At 54.1% G+C, this 19,338-nt stretch carries 16 protein-coding genes; 7 read left to right on the top strand and 9 right to left on the bottom strand.

Annotated features, from left to right (window positions below; genetic code table 11):
- Window positions 1–47: 47 nt before the first annotated feature.
- The 7 genes from EGT74_RS05585 to porU form a co-directional block, all read right to left on the bottom strand.
- On the bottom strand, window positions 48–1,445 hold the full coding sequence (locus EGT74_RS05585; RefSeq protein ID WP_158618016.1) for a murein hydrolase activator EnvC family protein: 1,398 nt from the start codon (window positions 1,443–1,445) through the stop codon (window positions 48–50).
- 69 nt (window positions 1,446–1,514) lie between these two features.
- A complete protein-coding gene (locus tag EGT74_RS05590) occupies window positions 1,515–2,342 on the bottom strand; it encodes a DUF4292 domain-containing protein (RefSeq protein WP_158618017.1) in 828 nt (275 codons plus the stop codon).
- A gap of 42 nt (window positions 2,343–2,384) precedes the next feature.
- Window positions 2,385–4,136 carry a tetratricopeptide repeat protein gene (locus EGT74_RS05595; RefSeq protein ID WP_123845539.1) on the bottom strand — a complete coding sequence of 584 codons (1,752 nt, stop codon included), beginning with the start codon at window positions 4,134–4,136 and terminating at the stop codon, window positions 2,385–2,387.
- A gap of 2 nt (window positions 4,137–4,138) precedes the next feature.
- Window positions 4,139–4,582 (bottom strand): dUTP diphosphatase, encoded by a 444-nt coding sequence (dut, locus tag EGT74_RS05600; protein WP_123845540.1) that lies wholly within the window; start codon window positions 4,580–4,582, stop codon window positions 4,139–4,141.
- A 30-nt stretch (window positions 4,583–4,612) separates the two neighbouring features.
- Window positions 4,613–5,095: a 2-C-methyl-D-erythritol 2,4-cyclodiphosphate synthase gene (gene ispF, locus EGT74_RS05605; protein ID WP_123845541.1), complete on the bottom strand. Its 483-nt coding sequence runs from the start codon at window positions 5,093–5,095 to the stop codon at window positions 4,613–4,615.
- Between the two features lie 96 nt (window positions 5,096–5,191).
- Window positions 5,192–6,355, bottom strand: a complete 1,164-nt coding sequence (porV, locus tag EGT74_RS05610; RefSeq protein WP_123845542.1) for a type IX secretion system outer membrane channel protein PorV — start codon at window positions 6,353–6,355, stop codon at window positions 5,192–5,194.
- Window positions 6,356–6,473: 118 nt separating this feature from the next.
- Window positions 6,474–9,797: a type IX secretion system sortase PorU gene (gene porU / locus EGT74_RS05615; protein ID WP_123845543.1), complete on the bottom strand. Its 3,324-nt coding sequence runs from the start codon at window positions 9,795–9,797 to the stop codon at window positions 6,474–6,476.
- A gap of 184 nt (window positions 9,798–9,981) precedes the next feature.
- Between porU and EGT74_RS05620 the strand changes: the two genes are divergently transcribed.
- On the top strand, window positions 9,982–11,526 hold the full coding sequence (locus tag EGT74_RS05620) for an SUMF1/EgtB/PvdO family nonheme iron enzyme (protein ID WP_123845544.1): 1,545 nt from the start codon (window positions 9,982–9,984) through the stop codon (window positions 11,524–11,526).
- Window positions 11,527–11,605: 79 nt separating this feature from the next.
- Here the strand turns inward: EGT74_RS05620 and bcp are convergent, their stop codons facing one another.
- Both bcp and EGT74_RS05630 read right to left on the bottom strand, forming a co-directional pair.
- Window positions 11,606–13,087 (bottom strand): thioredoxin-dependent thiol peroxidase, encoded by a 1,482-nt coding sequence (bcp, locus tag EGT74_RS05625; RefSeq protein ID WP_123845545.1) that lies wholly within the window; start codon window positions 13,085–13,087, stop codon window positions 11,606–11,608.
- A gap of 5 nt (window positions 13,088–13,092) precedes the next feature.
- Window positions 13,093–14,781: a M23 family metallopeptidase gene (locus tag EGT74_RS05630; protein WP_123845546.1), complete on the bottom strand. Its 1,689-nt coding sequence runs from the start codon at window positions 14,779–14,781 to the stop codon at window positions 13,093–13,095.
- Between the two features lie 209 nt (window positions 14,782–14,990).
- Here EGT74_RS05630 and EGT74_RS05635 point away from each other — a divergent pair, with 209 nt between their 5' ends.
- The 6 genes from EGT74_RS05635 to nth all read left to right on the top strand — a co-directional run bounded on the left by EGT74_RS05635 (window position 14,991) and on the right by nth (window position 19,268).
- Window positions 14,991–15,398: a DUF4332 domain-containing protein gene (locus tag EGT74_RS05635; protein WP_123845547.1), complete on the top strand. Its 408-nt coding sequence runs from the start codon at window positions 14,991–14,993 to the stop codon at window positions 15,396–15,398.
- A 170-nt stretch (window positions 15,399–15,568) separates the two neighbouring features.
- Window positions 15,569–16,471 (top strand): gliding motility-associated ABC transporter ATP-binding subunit GldA, encoded by a 903-nt coding sequence (gene gldA, locus EGT74_RS05640; RefSeq protein WP_123845548.1) that lies wholly within the window; start codon window positions 15,569–15,571, stop codon window positions 16,469–16,471.
- A gap of 75 nt (window positions 16,472–16,546) precedes the next feature.
- Window positions 16,547–17,839, top strand: a complete 1,293-nt coding sequence (eno, locus tag EGT74_RS05645) for a phosphopyruvate hydratase (protein ID WP_123845549.1) — start codon at window positions 16,547–16,549, stop codon at window positions 17,837–17,839.
- An 84-nt stretch (window positions 17,840–17,923) separates the two neighbouring features.
- On the top strand, window positions 17,924–18,238 hold the full coding sequence (locus tag EGT74_RS05650) for an FtsB family cell division protein (RefSeq protein ID WP_123845550.1): 315 nt from the start codon (window positions 17,924–17,926) through the stop codon (window positions 18,236–18,238).
- A gap of 220 nt (window positions 18,239–18,458) precedes the next feature.
- Complete coding sequence (locus tag EGT74_RS26845; RefSeq protein WP_158618018.1) at window positions 18,459–18,599, top strand: hypothetical protein; 141 nt, start codon at window positions 18,459–18,461, stop codon at window positions 18,597–18,599.
- Window positions 18,600–18,617: 18 nt separating this feature from the next.
- The gene (nth, locus tag EGT74_RS05655; protein ID WP_123845551.1) at window positions 18,618–19,268 is read left to right on the top strand and encodes an endonuclease III; all 651 of its coding nucleotides are present in this window, start codon (window positions 18,618–18,620) and stop codon (window positions 19,266–19,268) included.
- Window positions 19,269–19,338: the final 70 nt, after the last annotated feature.

The following is a 19,338-nucleotide window of genomic DNA, read 5'->3' on the forward strand; positions in this document are numbered from 1 at the left end:
AGGGCTGCTTGTGTAAAGCAGCCCTCTTTTTTATGATGATCTGTTGACTATCGCAGTTTAATCCAGCTATTGGCGTTCTGCAGGGCGCCGCCCTTGTATACCTGTACTTCCACCACACCCATCGATTCGTCTTCGTTGGAACGCGCCGAGCCGATCACCTGGCCGGTCCTCACTTTGTCGCCGGGCCTTACACTGGGGCTCTGAATGCCTACGTAGTTGGTAAAGTACTGGCCGTGTTTTACCATCACCACAAATCCTGCGCCGGGGATGGAGAACACTCTCGATACGGAGCCTTCAAAGATGGCCTTCACGGCGCCACCCTTGCGGGTGCCGAAGATGATACCGTCGTTTTCTTCCGTGATCCGCTCCATGTCCGCATTCTTCTGTTTGCCGAAATAACCCACGATCATACCGGATTCCACGGGCCAGGGGAGCCTGCCCCGGTTGGCTTCGAAGTTGTCCGACAGTGCGGCGGCTTCCGGCGACGCTTCCAGTACGTTCAGCACACGCGCCGGTTTTTCGGCTGCTACCGGCTCCGGCTCTTTCACCGGTGGTGGCGCAGGCGGCGGTGTGGCGGCGGCCGTCGGGTTATTTTTAGCTGCTTCCGCCGCGGCGGCTAAAGCACGTTTTCTTTCCTCTTCGCGGCGCTTGCGCTCTGCCTCGGCCGCGCGCTTCTTGGCGAGCGCTTCCGCTTCGGCTTTTTTGCGCGCGTCTTCTATTTCTTTACGGATGGCCAGGCGGATGGCATCCTGTACTTTCTTCTGGGCTTTTTTCTTCTGATCGATATCCTGCAGCAGTTCCTTTTCACGGCCTTTCAGCTTCGCCACCACTTCGTCCTTTTCTTTCCGGTCTTTCTCCAGCGTGGCCCTTTCCTCCTGCTCGGACTTCAGTGTGGTGGACCGCTTCATGCGCTGATCTTCCAGGTTCTTCACCTTGGCTTTCAGCTGCCCCTGGGTTTCAATGATATTGTCGGCCTGGCGCTTGCGGAACTCGCGGTATTGTTTGAGATACTGATAACGGCGGATGGCTTCGTTGAAACTGTCGGCTGAAAACACGAAGTTGAGCATCGCGTAGGAGCTCCTGTTTTTATAGGCTGCCACAATCAGCTGTGCATATTGCTGTTTGAGGGTATCGAGGTCCCGTTCCAGCGTTTTAACATCCCGCAGCGCGGAATTGATATCGCCGTTGATGAAATTGATCTCTTCGTTGATATTGCGGATCATGCGGCTGCGCACGTCAATCTTGTTACGCAGGGCGCGTAACTGGCCCAGGCTCTCCTTGCTGGTCTTTTTCGTTTCACGGAGCAGGCTTTGCGCTTCCTCCATTTCCCTTTGCAGCTCCCGCTTCCTCCGTTCCAGTTCTTCCCGCGACGGCTGGTTCTGCGCCTGCAGCAAGGCGGGCAGCAGCATGAATGCCATCAGTAAAACAGGGATAAACTTTTTCAATTGCACCATTTTTTATGTGAGTGATGATTTATAACGTTAAATATACAACGAAATTGCTACGAGCCCCAATTACTCGCGCGTATACTTATCAGGTATGGGGAAGGGGAACGACTGGGGTTTGTTGAATTCCATCCGTTTGAAGTCGAGCGCCACCTTCACCACGTTTTTATCTTCCACGTAAATCTTGCGCTGGAAGGCGATCTTGCGGCCTTCCACCACCTTGTGGTCTCCGTAGGTAAGTTCCATCACGCGGCTGTTGACGGCCGTACTGTCTTTGTCGGTCACCTTGCACTGCTGTATCACATAGTCGTCTGCAAACACATTGAACAGGCTCACGAGGGTGGGCTGCAGCGAAGCGAAAGAGATCACCGACTGGGTGGTCACGATGTTGGAAATGGAATCGGAGAGAAATACCGCGTTACCGACGATCAGGTCCTGCAGGGTACGGAGGTCCATATTCAGTTTCAGCTTCTCCTGGCCTTCCTTCACGTTGCGCAGCATCACGGTGCCTTCGAGGCGGTTCACGATCTTGATGCTGTCTTTCGTTACCAGTATGCGCGCGCCTTCGATGTTGGCGGGGCCGGCCACCCGTATCCAGATGGCGCTGTCGTATTCCATGCGGATATTGACGCCCAGGTTGTTCATCCGTTTACCTTTGTCATCGTCGTAGTCCATTTTCAGCTCCGCGGAAAAAGTTTTGAATTCGATGCGGTTGGCGCGCACTTTTTCGAGAATGTTCCGGGCCAGGGCGTGCTCTTTTTCCCTGCTCAGGGAGTCGATATTGCGGGCAGTAGTATCTGATGGGAAAGTGGCCCGGGTGATTTTAGTAGCCCGGCACGAAAACAATACGAGGCTGAATAAACATGCAACAATCTGTAGTACTGCTTTTTGCTTCATTGTTAGAATAGTATTTTCAGGTACCGTCATGGCCGTTACCGGTCAGCGGTCCACGCTTTTGATATAACGCTTCTCTGCTATTTTCCTGGCCAGCCCCTGCGAATTGGCTCCCCTGGCTTTGGCCAGCTGCCAGAACTCCACGGCTCTGTCCTTTTCGTTGAGGTTGAAGAGGATGTCGCCGTAATGTTCGAGCACGTCAGGGTCCTGCCGCGCTTCGGGATACTGCATGGCTTTTTCTATCCAGGTTTTGGCCAGCTCGTATTTGCCCAGCCTGAACAGTATCCAGGCGTAGGTGTCCATATAGGTCGGGCTCTCCGGCTTCAGCTCCAACGAGCGGCGGCTGAGCTGCTCGGCTTTTTCCAGTTTATCGCCCCGTACGGACAAGTAATAGCTGTAATTATTCATCACGATATGGTCTTTCGGGCGCAGGTTCAGCACCATGTCATAACTGCTGTCGCTGCGCGCGTGCAGGCCGCTGGCGTGGTAGGCATCGCCCAGCAGCGCATATACGTCGGCCACAAAACGCTTTTCGCCGCCGATGGTGAGGGCGGTGTTGAGCGAATGAATCGTGGCATCATATTTTTGTTTGAAGTAATTGGCCAGGCCGTTGAAATAGAACCCCATGAACTCTTTCGGGAACTGCTGTATCACGTGTGTGCTCACCCGCAGCAGGGAATCGGTCTGCTCGGTGCGCGAATACATCCACATGAGCTGGTACCAAACGCTGAAGCGCGTGGAGTCCAGCGAGATGGCCTTGCGGTAGTTCACCAGCGCACTGTCCGGCATATTCCCCTGCGAGAACATGTCTGCCCGGAGGGCATACGCTTTGGCGTCGTTGGGATGGGATTCCACGATGAGGCCGGTCAGCAGCAATCCTTCGTCGCGTTTGGTGGAGTCCGTTTCCAGCATCTGCAGGTAAGGGTATACGAACGATATCTTTTCGTCGATGTTGTATTCCTTGTTCTGGAATGCTTTGATGAGATAGGCCCTGTACTGCGGTTCGTTGCCGTTGCGCTTTTCAAAATTCGCCTTGGCGATGAGCGCGCGGGGGTGGTACGGGTCTATCTGCAGGATGGTGTCGTAGGCGGCTTTTGCTTCCGGGATACGGTCCACCGACTCATAAATTTCCGCCAGCAGGCCCCAGTAGCGCAGTTCGCCCGGTTCCAGGCGGATGAGCTTGCGGATCTCGTCCGCCGCTTTATCGACCATTTCGAGCCGCATGAAAATGCGCTGTTTCTGGAATACGAGGTCTTCCACCACGCCCACGCGGGTTTCGAGCGTATCGAACACCTGCAATGCTTCGGAGTAGTGGCGGCCTTTGGAAAGCGACATGCCTTTATTGAAGAGCAGGTCATCGTCCTGCGGGTTCTGGCGGTGGAGCTGGTCGTATACGACGGCCGCACTGTCGAACAGTTCGTTCATCGTATAGGCGTCCGCCAGCGCCATGCGGAACCATTTATTGGAAGAGTCCAGCTGAACGGCGCGGCGTGCGAAGCCGAGGGAGTACGACGGGTTGCGCACTTCCATAAACAGCCTGCTCAGTTCGTAGTAAACGGTCGGGTTGGTGCGGTTGAGGCGGATGTAGTCCGAATACTGGGTAATGGCTGTTTTGTAATCCCCTAACATTTTGGAGCGCTGGGCGGCAAAAAACAGGCTGTCTGCCCGTTGCGTCAGCACCTGCTGCTGCACGCCGGCCGGCAACGGGGCCGGCACGGAGGCTACCTTTCGGTTGCTTCCACAGCCTGCGGCCGCGAGGGCTGCAGCAAATGTTATAACGATTACGGTTAAACGCATACTCAGGATTTTCCGGTATGGCCGAAACCGCCGGTTCCCCGTTCGGTGTCGGTCAGTTCGAGCACTTCCGCCAGCGTGGCCTGCACAAAAGGCGCGATCACCATTTGGGCGATGCGGTCGCCATGCTGGATGGTCTGCGGCTCGTTCGACAAATTGATCAGAATGATTTTAATCTCTCCCCTGTAATCAGCATCTATCGTGCCGGGTGTATTCAGCAGGGTGAGGCCCTGTTTGATGGCCAGGCCGCTGCGGGGGCGCACCTGCGCTTCAAAACCCGACGGCAGTTCCATAAAAAGGCCGGTAGGCACCAGGGTGCGCTCCAGCGGTTGCAGGGTGAGCGGCGCGGCCAGATGGGCGCGCAAATCCATGCCTGCGGCATCAGCCGTGGCGTAAGACGGTAACGGATTATCCGAACGGTTAATGATCTTTACTTGTATATCAGCCATTTGAACAAAGGTAAACAGTTAAAAATAAACCTACTGCTTTTCCAGCAATACGGTGGCATATGCCACAACGCCCTCTTCACGGCCCACAAAACCCAGTTTTTCGGTAGTGGTGGCTTTGACGGACACTTCTTCCACCGTAACGCCCAGCAGGCGTGCAATGGTTTCCTGCATCTGCGGCACATAAGGTTTGATTTTCGGCGCCTGCAGGCAAAGCGATGAGTCCACATTCACCACACTGTAGCCTTTTTCCCCGATCAGCTCACGGCAGCGCGCCAGCAGAATCTTGCTGTCGATGTTTTTATACGCCTGGTCGGTATCCGGGAAATGAACGCCGATATCGCCCAAACCCACCGCGCCCAGCATGGCATCGCAAATGGCATGCAGCAGCACGTCTGCGTCACTGTGGCCCAAAGCGCCCTTGTGATGCGGCACCAGCACACCACCCAGCCAAAAATCCCTTTCCGGTACCAATTGGTGAAAATCCACCCCTAATCCAATCCTGAGTTTGCTCATAGTCGCTCAATATATTACGGTCTGTTAAAATAATAAATCCTCCAGTGGCACGGAGGATTTATTCATTGCTAGAATTATTATGGCAAAGATACTGTACTATTCTTCATTCCCCGACAAATCGAACGACAGGGTAAACCGCAGGGTGTTCGACAGCGGGTTGCGCTGTATGCCAGTTCCGGAGGGCACCAGATAAGAAAAGTTGAGGCCGAAAATATTGTATTTCACGCCCAGGCCGGCCGTAAAGTAACGGCGGTTGCCTTTTGTTTTGTGCTCGTTGTAATACCCCGCACGCACGGCAAACTGGTCGTTATACCAGTATTCGCCGCCGAAGGAATACATCAGCTCATGCAGCTCTTCCTTGAACCCGCCCGGCGCATCGCCGAAAGAGGTGAACATGCCTTCGAGCATGCTTTTGTCGGGATAAGTGCTGTCTGCGCGCGGCGTAGGCACGAGCAGTTTATTCACGTCGAGCGAAAAGGTCACTTTGTTGTATTCGTCGATGCCGATGGTATAAGATGTGCCCAAACCGAGGTTGGTGGGAAGGAAATCTTTCTGTGCGGATTGCGTATAGGAGATACGGTTACCGATGTTGGTAACGGCGAAACCGAAGCTCCAGTTGTTCATCACCCCGTTATCCTTCTCGAAATCCTTGGTGTAAAAACCGGAGAGATCCGCCGCCACGGCGCGTCCGGGACGTATGGTCTGCTGATCGGGCGTTACGCCGGAAGCCAGGCTGGAGTGAATATAGCGGAGCGCCACACCCAGCGACCAGTTGTCGCTCAGCTTGCGGGCATACCCTGCATCGATGGCGAACTCGCGCGGGCGGAAGGTGCCGTTGGAAGCGCCGCCCATGTCCACAAAATCGATGTCGCCCAGTGAAAAATAACGAAGCGAGCCACCGATGGCCTGCAGTTCGTCGAGCTGGGTATAGCCGGCCAGTTGCGCCAGGAACACATCGTTCACGAGCTCTTTCAGCCAGGGCGTATATGTTACGGCTACCGCCGATTTTTTTGGAGCGAAAGGTAATTTGGAAAGGTTCCAGTAAACGGAATTGGCGTCAGGTGAAATGGCAAGCCCTGCATCACCCATGGCGCCGCTTCTGGCGTCAGGCGATATGCGGAGAAAAGGTACGGCTGTATTGATTGTGTTGATACGTCCATCTAGCTCATTCCTTGTCGGTGGGTCTTGTTGGGCAGAAACACGCTGGCTGAGGAATAGGGCAGATACGCAAATAACAGCTGTCGTAATCCTTGAAAACATGCAAAATTTATTTAATGGCTAAATGTAAAAATAATGTCTAAATTATGAATTACAAGTGAAGGGGCGCAAAAACACATCATAATTACATTTCAAATTTACACATTCCTTAATATATAAATTACAATAATATTAATTTACCGCCAAACACTTTTTCCCTTCCTGTGCTCCTTACTACAAACTGATAAAAGTAGATGCCAGGGGTCAATCTTGCTCCCGAATCGTTTGTTCCGTTCCACGGAATGCCAGAATAACGGCCGTTTGTCGTGTTTATTGTGTTTCTGATGGTTGCCACCTGTTTCCCGGCGGATGTAAAGATACGTATAAGCACATCAAGATCAGCGTTTTGCTGGTTGTGATTGAACACAAAACGGGTCTGGTGGCGCATCGGGTTGGGGTAATTATATACATTTTCCACTGCCAGCAAGGATTTGGGGACAACGGTAAACGATATGTTAATGGTCGAAGAATTATTGAAGCTATCCCAGGCCCGGATGGTGAGGGAATGCTTTCCCGGAGCGAGGCCGGCCAGGGGGAAAACGACGCGTCCTTCCCGGAAGTTTCCGGGCGTGGTGATATAGAATTCGTTCATGTTATAGAACTGCGTACTGTCGTCGAGAACGGCCACAATATCGTGCCCGATGCCGTTGCCGGTGGCGTTGATACCGTTTTCGTCCTGTAGCAGCACGAGCAGCAGCGGATCTTCGGCCGTTACGCCCCCGTCGCGGAACGATTCGTGGTTCATCCAGGCTTTGATGACCGGGCCCTGATTATCTGCCGGAACGCCTGTTGCCGTGCCCGTTACGGCGAGGTTGGCATAGGTGCCGCCACCGTCTTCGGTATCGTTATGGGTGTAATAACTGATCTTCCCTTTACCGCCGATAGCGGCAATATCTTTGGGCACTACGAACGTGAAGCGGAACCGCCCGTTCTGCACCGCCTGTGTGCCGCGGAACAGCGCCCTGTCCTGCTGCTGGTAATCCACTGCCGCGCTGCCGGGGTCATTACCCAAAGTACGGCGGGTAACGGGTTTGTCGAACACGGTAATATCCAGCGTCCCGTTGTAGCCCGTCCGGATGTTGCCCGTTGCATCACGCACGCTGCCCGCGATGGTGTAACGGCCGAGGGCTTTCAGGGTGTCGGCCGTACCGGCCGCTACGCCGTTGACGGAATCGGTGTACACCCGCCACCTGGGGAAGGCGAGCGACAGCGCCGGGTCGCCCAGCAGCTGGAATTTGCGGTTATTCACCACATCCCCCAAGCCGGCATAAGTTTCATTTTTGGCCAGCATCGCGCCTTCGCCGAGCGTAGGCATTTGGCCGCCGGCCCGCGGCTGGAAGGCGAGCCTGAAATAGTTGGCGTTCATCACGAGATTGGAAGAGGCGAACACTGCGCGGGTAGTGGTCATGAGCGCAATGGCGCCGCCTCTTTCGCGGGTGAGGAGCTTTTCGCCCAGGGAATGGAACTGCGGATTGTCGAACGGTGCGAAATCGCAGGTGGCCGTGACCAGCAAAGGCAGGCGGTTGGCGTTGTTCCAGGCATCCGGGGAGGTATCGTCTAGCACCGCTTCTTCCGCAAGCCGGGTGAAGCTGCCGTGGCCGTTGTAATTCCATACCAGCGTACCGTTGAACATTTTCCGGTTGATGGCATCGTTCACCGCGGGATAGCGGCTGCCGGAAGCGCCGGATACCTGCGGGAACGCATCCAGGTAGAGTTTCGTAACGTTGAAACCGGGCTGCTCCTGCTCGATGATGCGGTTGACTTTTTCCGCATCATTGAAGTGGAGGTTGCCATCTTCATCGTCGGCCGTGAAGGTCATTTCATTGCGCCAGGCGCCGAAACTTTCGGGCGACTGGTACCGCTTGATCTTGTTCACCACAGCGGCCGCTTCCGCCGCGTTCCGCACGGGCAACCGGCCGATCGCCACATCCAGCAGCGGGTTTCCCCCGATGTGATCGTTATCGCCCAGGAAACCGAAATAATCGTCGGTCATATAGGTATTGATGCCGTGCAGCGAGGCTGGGCTCTGCCAGGTAGGCACCATGTTGGACGCGTCTTTATACATGAAACTGGCCCGGCCGAACAACAGCAGGTAACGCAGACCGTTGCGGTCGTACTGCATCTTTACAAAATCACGCAGGGCCGTGGGATCCGGTGAGCCGGACGCAAATTCGTTGTAGATATCTTCCACCGTTACCACCACCGCATCGAGCTGCCGGCTGCGGTGCCAGCCGGCGAGGCGTTCCGCTTCGGCTTTCAGGGCCGCAGGGGCGATCACCAGCATGCCACTCACGTTCACACCATGCAGGTTCTGGTTAGCCACGGCGCTTACGAACTGCGGTTTGGGGGTAGCATCCGGGTTGAAGGCCACATATTCCCGCAGTATGCCGCAGTCGCCGTTAAAACGGAGCGTGCTCCCGCTCAGTTGTGTTTGCTGCCGCAGTGGCTGCAGGGGATTGGAGACATCCCACACCTGCGTTTGGGCCCCGGCGTTAGCCAGCACAAAAGTGGAAGCGCCCGCACAGCGGCTGTCGCGGAAAAGCAGGGTGCCAGACGCCGGCAACACCAGCGGGCTGCGCCCCTGTATCTCAAGGTAATCAAGCCAGCCGCGGGCGGCGGCATTGCCCTGGTACCGCAACGATACCGTGCCGCCGCCGGTATAGGGAAAATATCCTTCCACCGCCGTGGCATACTGGTCGAAAATATTGCCGCTCACCGGCAGCGGCGCAAAGCGCTGGCCCGCCAGTTCGAACTGGGAGCCGCCGGTGCTGCGGGCTACGGCGCGGAACCGTATATGCATCTCCGTCAGGCCCGCTGCGGGTGTTGATAAAGTAAAGGAGCGTTCGGGCTGGGGGGCGTTCAGTTCTTCCCCGAACCATTCTTTCCCGCTGGATAAAATATTGTAAAGGTCTTTTTCATGGAAGGCCCTGTAATCGTAAGTGGTGACGGCCGTACCGGAGATGCCGGCCGGCGCCTCGCCTACCCGCAGGCTGCCCGGTTTTAACTGCAGGAAATAACAGATCGAATCCGCATACAAGTGCCGGGTGTGGCGGAAACCTTCCGGGGTGGGCCGCCAGATATGGGGGCCTTCGGCGTAAAATAAAATACAGTCGTTCCCGTTTAAAATCCCGTCGCCCCCATCCAGCACCACCACCGGGTTCTCGGGGAGGTCGTCGGGGCGGGGGGCCGCATTGTCTTCCGGCAGCATGCCGCCGCCATGACCGTAAATGCGCAGGGTATTGGAAGCCAGGTTGTTAGTGAGAATGCCCATGGATTGCAGCAGGGGCAGGTCTATCCGGTATACGCCCGGCTCACGGACGGCCAGTTTGTACCAGCTGCCGTCGGCCAGTACCGAGCGCTGCGCATAGGAACGTTGCCCGTAAGCCTCGCCCAGCCAGCAAAGCAGGCAGGCTGTGGCAAGCATAAAAGAACGGGCGGTTCGCATAAGGATGGCCGGATTTGTATATTTGATACAAACCTAATGTATCTCAGGGTATTTCGCAACCGCCGGGGAGTTCCGAAATACCACTTGTTTACAAATTAATTATTTTCGCTATAAAATAAAAAAGCATACATTTGCGTTTACCTAATTGAATACCTAAATTGTATCGATCAAAAGCTGTTTTCGCATGCGCAGATTAACCTCCTTATCCTTGATTGTAGGCACCGGTGTGATGTTGTCGATGTCGGCCTGTAAGAATGGTGGCTTGTTTGGAAAGAAGAAAGAATCTTCCTCCGCAACCGGATGGACCTACAACGACCCTAAAATGGGCGGATTTTCCGTTGCCAAGAACAAGGACCAGTTCACCGGTCCAGGTCTGGTGTTTGTTCAGGGCGGTACTTTCGCCATGGGTGCCACCGAGCAGGACGTGATGTCTGACTGGAACAACATACCGCGCCGTATCACGGTGTCTTCGTTTTATATCGACGAAACGGAAGTTTCCAACGTGAACTACCGTGAGTACCTGTACTGGCTCACCCGTATGTACGGGGAATCTTTCCCGGACGTGTACCGTGGTGCGTTGCCCGACACGCTGGTATGGCGTAGCGAGCTGGCTTACAACGAGCCGCTGGTGGAATATTATTTCCGTCACCCCGCTTATAACGACTATCCGGTGGTGGGCGTAACCTGGAAACAGGCGACCGACTACTCCAAATGGCGTTCCAACCGCGTAAACGAAAAACTGCTGATGGATGCCGGACTTCTTTCCAAGGCCGACATCATGAACCAGGCAGACGACAATACGTTCGACAGCAAATCTTACATGGCCGGCCTTTACGAGGGCACGCCGGGTAAATTGTCGAAAAGCGCGAAAAAACAATTCAGCAATCCCGACGGTTCTCCCCGCGGGGCCCAGTTCGAAGACGGCATCATGCTGCCGAACTACCGCCTCCCGACAGAAGCGGAATGGGAATATGCCGCCCTCGGCTATATCGGGCAAAACCCCAGCCCTTCCAAAAAAGAAGGCAAACGTGGGGAAGAGCTCATCCTCAACAAACAGATCTATTCCTGGGGCACCAATAACAGCGGCCTGCGCGACATCCGCCGCGGCAACTGGCAAGGCCAGTTCCTGGCGAACTTCAAACGCGGATCCGGCGATAACATGGGTATGGCAGGCGGCCTGAACGACCGTGCATCCATCCCCGCCCCGGTGCAGTCTTACTTCCCGAACACGTTTGGCATCTATAACATGTCCGGCAACGTGAGCGAGTGGGTACAGGACGTGTACAGGCCGCTGACCACCATCGACGGCGACGACTTCAACTACTTCCGCGGTAATAAATTCCAGACGGTGTACCAGAATGCTGAAAAAGAATTCGAAAAAGACAGCCTCGGAGCACTGAAAATGCGTGACGTGACTGACGAAGAATCCGCCAGCCGCCTGAACTACCAGAAAGGTGATGTGATCAACTACCTCGACGGTGACACCCTTTCCCTGGTTGAATATGGCTACGGCATCACTTCCCTGATCAACGACAAATCCAGGGTGGTAAAAGGCGGCAGCTGGAACGACCGTGCTTACTGGCTTTCACCCGGCAACCGCCGTCACATGCAGGAAGATATGGCTACCAACACCGTAGGCTTCCGTTGCGCGATGGACCGTGTGGGCAGCCCCGAAGGCAACAAGTTCAAAACCGGCCAGGTGTTCAAGAAACAACGCCAGAAAAGATAGCAGCATACAATTTCAAGTATAAAAAAACGGGAAAGAAGATGATCTTCTTTCCCGTTTTGCATTTATAGCGGCGCATTGTTTAGCGCTTTGATTTTGCCTTCGCTTTGGGCGCGGCCTTTTTAGGAGCTGCTTTCTTTGCAACCGGCTTTGCTTTCACTACCGATTTTTTAGCGGCGGCCTTTTTAGCCACGGGTTTGGCCTTCACAGCTGCTTTTTTGGAAGCCGCTTTTTTTGCAACTGGTTTCGCTTTCACCGCAGCTTTTTTAACGGCTGCTTTTTTCGCGACCGGTTTTGCTTTAACTGCAGCTTTTTTAACAGCTGCTTTCTTTACGACCGGTTTTGCTTTGACCGCCACCTTTTTAGTTGCAGCTTTCTTTGCGACAGGTTTTGCTTTTACTCCAGCTTTCTTTACGGCTGCTTTCTTTGCGATGGGCTTGGCTTTCACTGCTGCCTTTTTAGCTGCAACTTTCTTGGCAACCGGTTTGGCCTTCCCCACGGCTTTTTTAGCAACGGCCTTTTTAGCCGCCGGCTTAGCCCTCGCGGCTGCTTTTTTGGATGCTGCCTTCTTTGCCACGGGCTTGGCTTTAACGGCTGCTTTTTTAGGGACCGCTTTCTTTGCCACTGCCTTAACCTTCGCAGCAGCCTTTTGGGGCGCAGCTTTCGTGGCGGCGGGCTTAGCTTTGGCAACAGCTTTTTTTGCAGCGGGTTTCGCCTTCTCGGTTGCCTTTTTTGCAACTGGTTTCGCCTTCGCGGCTGCCTTTTCGGGAGCAGTTTTCACTGCGGCCGGTTTAGCTTTTACGACGGCGGGTTTGGTTGCTTGTTTTTCAGTCGTAGCGGCGGGCTTGGCTGCCGGTTTGGTTTTCTTCGGCGCAGCTTTCTTTGCAGTCGCTTTGGCGGCCGCTAGTTCGGCCTTCTCTTCTTCGGCTTTCTCTTCCGATGCCGCTGTGGCAATTGCTTTCGCCTTGCTCATGACGTCGTGGATTTCCTCGATCGCTTCCGCATCGGGCTGCTGGCCTTCAGTTTCGGCTTCGGCCGTTGCAACAACATCGCCATTACCTTCTGCTGCGGGAGCGCTTCTGAACGGCTCAGCCGCCGCTTCGCCTTCCCATATCTCCAGGATTTGCGCAGCATGGTCGCCGTTGTCCGGGCGCTCGATAATGTGCTCAATTTCTCCGTTTTCACCGATCAGGAAGGTGGTGCGGTGTGTGCCGTCGTAAGTGCGGCCCATGAATGTTTTTTCGCCCCAAACACCATAAGCGTTGAGGATATCATGACTTTCGTCTACCAGTATCGGGAAAGGAAGGTCGTACGTCTCCGCAAACTTCCGGTGGCTCTTTTCATCGTCTTCGCTCACACCGATCACCGCGTAGCCTTTTTGCAACAGGCGCGCGTGATGGTCCCGGAGATTACAGGCCTGGGTCGTGCATCCGGGGGTCATGTCGTGCGGATAAAAATAGAGGATCACTTTCTTTCCAGAAAAATCTGCCAGGGAAATATCCTGGCCATGCTGGTCTTTAGCTGTAAATGCGGGAGCAATGTCCCCGGGTTTTAGATGCTTCACGGTTTCTAGCGTTTAAACGTCAAAGTATATGTGGTTTCGTTATTAGCAATGTCGGTGACGGTCAGTTTCAGGGTGTGGTTTCCCGCGGAGCAATGCTCGTCAAAAGCATATGTCAACACATTTCCCCTCCTGGAAAACCGCAGCCACTGGCCGTCGAGCTCCGCGCGATAGGATTTGATGCCGCTCGCATCGCTCATGGCAAACGACATCTTGCCGGCTTTGGACAGATTGATACCGGACCTGAGGCCTCCCATCGGGGTGATTTTCGGCCGCACGGTATCGGCAGTCAGGTAGAAATCGCCGAGGTCGCGGAAGGAGCCGTTGAACCAGCCGTTTTCATAAGTGGCTGCAGAAATGCTTTCACCAAGTCCTTTCCGCACAATCACCATTTTCTGTTGCAATTCCGCCGGCACCGCACGGGTGGGTTTAATGCGCAATCCGAAATATGCATGCACCGGCACCAGCGCCGTATGTAACCGGTATGTATTGGAATATGCCGTTGCATTCGGAATTTCCAGGTACCGGAAACAGATTTCGTCGTACAAAGTTCCTTCTTCTAAATAGAATTCCACTGCATTATTTTCAAAAATATTCCGGGAATCCGCATACATGGTGTTGGCGCAAACAGGCACGGCCGGAGGATTGCCCTCCTGCTGCAGGGTGAGCTGCACATCGGAGTGGTTGCCGTACGCATCGGTCACCCGCAGCGTTACCGGGTGCGGCTGTTTGTCGGACAGATCGATGGTGCCGTCGCCCGCCATTTCCTTGTAAATATCCAGCTGGTTGCCGGGCAGGGCAAACAACAGCTGTACGTAAGGGCCGCCGCCTTTTTTCATTTTATAGTCGATATGCGCGTTGAGATACCGCGTTTCGTCGTACCCGATGTTGTCCAGCTGAAAACCGCAGTCAACTTCCCCGTTCCGGATGAGCATCGCTTCGTAGATACCGTTGGGGTTCATGGAATTGCTCTGCCGGTCGAGCGCAGACAATCCCAGGCCTACTTTATCCGTTGCCACCGTGATCACGGGGCGCGTGGCCGTGTAGCCGGCTGCTGTTTTTTTGACCGGTACTACCAGCGGCGTTTGTTCATACAGGCTGCGGTTGCGGTCGTATACCACCACCCGCTGGATTTCCGGGGCACGGGTATCGGGAATGCTGAAACCGAACAGCATCGGGTTGAGTGGCTTTTCCGTTTTCGTATCGCGGATTTCGAAATGCAGGTGCGGGCCGGCGGAGCCACCCGTATTGCCACTCCAGGCCACAAAATCCCCTTTTTTTACCGGGAAAAGGCCGGGCGGCAAAACCAGGTCGGTGGCCCAGCTTTCCTGTTCGTACTGTTTGCGCGTTACGTATTCTTCCACCAGCGGGTAAAAGCGGTTCAGGTGCGCATATACGGTCGTGTAGCCATTCGGGTGAGTAATGTACAGCACGTTACCGAATCCCAGGTGGGAAACGCCAATGCGGCTCACATACCCGTCTGCCGCGGCATGCACGGGCAGATTTTCGCGTTGCTGGGTTTTAAAATCCAGGCCGGAATGGAAGTGGTTGGGACGTAATTCCCCGAAGTTCCCGGCCAGTTCAATCGGCACGTTCAGCGGATTCCTGAAATATCCTTTAGGGTACTGCCTTTCCGGTAAAGCCTGTGCCAGCGCAAGTTGTGGCAACAGGAGCAACCAAACAAACGATCTTTTCATCTGCAAATAAATAACTGATTTTTGATGGCCCGACGCAACTTCACATGAATCATCCTGCTTGTAAGAACATGTATCATGCCCGGTTTCATCTGTAAATGTAATAGATAAACGCTGAAGGGCTAAAATTACGATGAAAGACAATGATTTAACATATTTTTAAATCACAGGTGATGCCTTTTCCTTAATTTCCGACTACCAAAACAACAATTATGAGCTATCCGATTCACGAAATTCAGGGCATTGGCCCCAACTATGCGAGCAAGCTGCTGGGCATCGGCATTGATACCGTGGCCAAGCTGCTGGAAGACGGCAATACCCGCACCGGGCGTATGCGTCTGGCCGAGACCACCGGCATCCCGGAAAGCCTGCTGCTCAAATGGATCAATCATGCCGACCTGATGCGCATCAACGGGGTAGGCGATCAGTTCGCCGAGCTGCTGGAAGCCGCCGGCGTAGATACCGTCAAGGAACTCCGTAACCGCATCCCCGAAAACCTGCACGCGAAAGTGGTGGAACTGAATACGCTCAAAAACCTGAGCGGCCGGGCGCCTTCGCTGGCCGAAATCACGGGGATGATCAATCAGGCCAAAGACCTGGAACCGGTTGTCACATATTAAGTCATCGGGCCTCGCCGTAATGTCGACCTACAACTGTTAATTCATTCACGAGCGCCTTCAGCGGTCTGTGCCCACGGGCGCGGGCCGTTTTTTTTGAATTTTCGAATTGTACCGTGGTAATTACCGCTTTATTTTTTTTCGTCTTACTTTAGTCTCCGCAAAAACTATCCATGTCAATCATCGTATCGCAGATTACCAAGCTGTACGGGCAGCAGAAAGCAGTAGACGGCATCTCGTTCGAGTTGCAGAAGGGCGGTATTGTCGGCTTTCTGGGGCCCAATGGTGCCGGTAAATCCACTACCATGAAGATTATCACCGGTTACCTGCCCCCCAGCGAGGGCCAGGCCAGCGTCTGCGGGTTTGATGTGGCCAAACAGCCCATGGAAGTGCGCAAGCGGGTAGGGTACCTCCCTGAGGCCAATCCACTGTATCCCGACATGTATGTGAAGGAATTTCTGGGGTTCATGGCCGGGATGCACCAGCTGGGCCGCAACAGCGAGGCGCGTATCCGGGAAATGATCGGCCTCACCGGCCTGGAGCGGGAGCAGCACAAAAAAATCGGTGCCCTGTCCAAAGGCTACAAACAAAGGGTGGGCCTGGCGCAGGCGCTGCTGCACAACCCCGAGGTGCTCATCCTCGATGAGCCCACCTCCGGCCTGGATCCCAACCAGCTGGCAGAGATCAGGGCCCTGATCAAGCAGCTGGGCCGGGATAAGACCGTGATGCTGTCTACCCACATCATGCAGGAGGTAGAAGCCCTCTGCAGCCGGGTGATCATCATTAACAAAGGCAGGATCATCGCCGACGACGCCATCAGCGCCCTCCAGCAGGGCAACAGCGCCTACATCCAGGTGCAGTTCAGCGATGCCGTACCGGCCGGCGAACTGGAGCAGCTCCCCGGCGTAAGCCGCGTGGCGGCCGCCGAAGGGCACGTTTTCCGGCTTTATACCGCTGATCCTGAAACAGTCCGGAAAAACCTGCTTCAATTCTCTTTGAATAATAACCGGAACATCCTTTCTTTGCACAGCAATTCGCAGTCGCTCGAGGAGGTGTTCAGGGAGCTGACAAATTAGTGGTAACGCAGCCGGAGAGGCGCCGGCGGCCAGACAATTCACTTTTTCAAGATTAAACAATAAAAAACTTTACCCATGAGTATCATTTCAGAGATCCATGCCAGACAGATTTTAGACAGCCGTGGTAATCCTACGGTAGAAGTAGACGTAACCACAGAAGACGGTCACGTTGGCCGCGCTGCAGTGCCCTCCGGCGCCTCCACAGGCAAGCACGAGGCTGTTGAGCTGCGCGATGGCGACAAAGGCGTGTACATGGGGAAAGGCGTGATCAAAGCGGTGAAAAACGTGAATGAAGTGATTGCCGACGAACTGATTGGCTGGGACATCAGCGACCAGGCCGGCATCGACAAACTGCTCATCGAACTGGACGGTACTGAAAATAAAGGCAAACTGGGCGCCAACGCCACCCTGGCGGTGAGCATGGCCGTGGCCAAAGCCGCTGCAGAAGCATTCGGCCTGCCCCTGTTCCGCTACCTCGGCGGCGTAAATGCCACCACCCTCCCTATTCCTTTGATGAACATCGTGAACGGCGGTGCGCATGCCGATAACAAAATCGACTTCCAGGAGTTCATGATCGTTCCCGTAGGCGCAGATACCTTCTCCGAAGGCCTCCGCTGGGGCGTGGAAATTTTCCACCACCTGAAAAGCGTACTGAAGAAAAAAGGCTATAGCACCAACGTAGGCGACGAAGGCGGTTTCGCTCCTGAAATCCAGAGCAACGAAGAAGCCATCGAAACCGTACTGCAGGCCATCGAAGCAGCAGGCTACAAAGCCGGCTCCCAGATCGGCATCGCCCTGGATGCCGCCAGTAGCGAAATGTACAACGACGCGGACAACACCTACAAGTTCTACAAAAGCTCCCAGAAGATCATCAGCAGCGATGAAATGGTGGCTTACTGGGCCGAATGGTGCAAAAAATATCCCATCCTCTCCATCGAAGACGGTATGGCCGAAGACGACTGGAACGGCTGGAAAAAACTCACCGAAACAGTTGGCGGCAGCGTGCAACTGGTAGGCGACGACCTGTTCGTGACCAACGTAAAACGCCTGAAACAGGGTATCGACCAGCAGATTGCCAACAGCATCCTGGTAAAAGTAAACCAGATCGGCACCGTGACCGAAACCATCAACGCCGTGAGCATGGCCCACAAAGCCGGCTACACCTCCATCATGAGCCACCGTTCGGGCGAAACGGAAGACACTACCATCGCCGACCTCGCCGTTGCCCTGAACTGCGGCCAGATCAAAACTGGTTCCGCCAGCCGTACCGACCGTATGGCCAAGTACAACCAGTTGCTCCGGATCGAAGAACTGTTGGACAGCAGCGCTTTTTATCCGAAAAATTCAATTAAATTTGGTAAAAAATAACCTCGCTTATTTTTTAGTGGTCAATACAAATTTTTCCGGGTGCCGGTTTTACCGGTACCCGGACTTTTAAAAAAACAGCAGGGCATGGAAACGAAGAAGCGCTTTACTCTCCCCTCTTACCTCCGCAACAAATACATCATTTGCGGAGCGCTTTTTTTGGGCTGGCTCGTTTTTTTAGACCGGCACAATTTCTTCTCCCAGTACCAGCTCTATTCCGAAGTTAACCAGCTGGAATCGCAAAAGACCTTTTACAAACAAGAAATCGACCGCGCCCGGCAAGACCAGTTCGAACTGCTTTCCAGCCCCGAAAAACTGGAAAAATTCGCCCGGGAACAATACCGGATGAAAAAGGACGACGAAGACCTGTTCATCGTGCCCCTGCCTGCTCAAAAGAAATAATTCCCTGGTTTTCAAGCTGATATAACCCCTAATGGATTGTTAAAAAATTGCATTTTTCAAAAAAATGGCTTAAATTAACAATACTATCCCGTCATTCGTCGTTATTTAAGTGTTGTATCTACATAAATTCCATTTATACTAACAAATCAATCGCATGAGCAATTTTACACTCCCCTATTCAACATCTAACTGTGCTGTAACCGACCCGCAAGGGAAAACTATGCAAGAGAAACAGGAAATGACCCGTGAAGAACTGCAGACATTGCAAATATTGAACTCGCTGCAATATGCTCCCCGTACCAGCACGCTGGTGACGATATTCGAGCATGCGCGCAACGTTCAGGAAGAAGAACAGCGTTAGTTTTATTATTTTGCAGGCATGACGAAAAAAGAACGGTTCGCTTTCGTAATCGATTATTTTGAGCACCATGCCCCCAATGCAGAGACAGAGCTTATCTACGACAATCCGTATCAGCTGCTGGTAGCCGTTATACTGTCTGCACAATGCACAGACAAACGGGTGAACATGACCACTCCCGCTATTTTCGCGCAGTACCCCGATGTGGAGGCCCTGAGCCGCGCCACCTTCGATGATCTTTTCCCGCTGATCAAAAGCATCAGCTATCCCAACAACAAAACCAAACACCTCATCGGCATGGCCCGGATGGTGATGGAAGATTTCCATGGCGAAATACCGTCCACCGTTCCCGAACTGGTCAAGCTGCCCGGCGTGGGCCGCAAAACAGCCAACGTGATCACCAGCGTGGTGTACCAGCAGCCTAACATGGCGGTAGACACGCATGTGTTCAGGGTATCCGCCCGGCTGGGGCTCACCACCAACGCCAAAACCCCGCTGCAAACGGAGCAGCAGCTCCTCCAATATATTCCCGAAGAAAAGGTGCACATCGCCCACCACTGGCTCATCCTGCATGGTCGCTACATCTGCCTGGCGCGAAGCCCCAAGTGCGGGGAATGCGGCTTGCGGCCGGTTTGCAAATACTATAAAACGCTGGTTAAGACGGGCATGTAAGCAGCCTGAAGCGAATGTGAGGCTTCGCCCCGCCCATGAAAAAATCGATTATCAACGGATAAAAGGATAA

This window comes from Chitinophaga lutea, from assembly GCF_003813775.1.
Taxonomy (GTDB): Bacteria; Bacteroidota; Bacteroidia; order Chitinophagales; family Chitinophagaceae; genus Chitinophaga; species Chitinophaga lutea.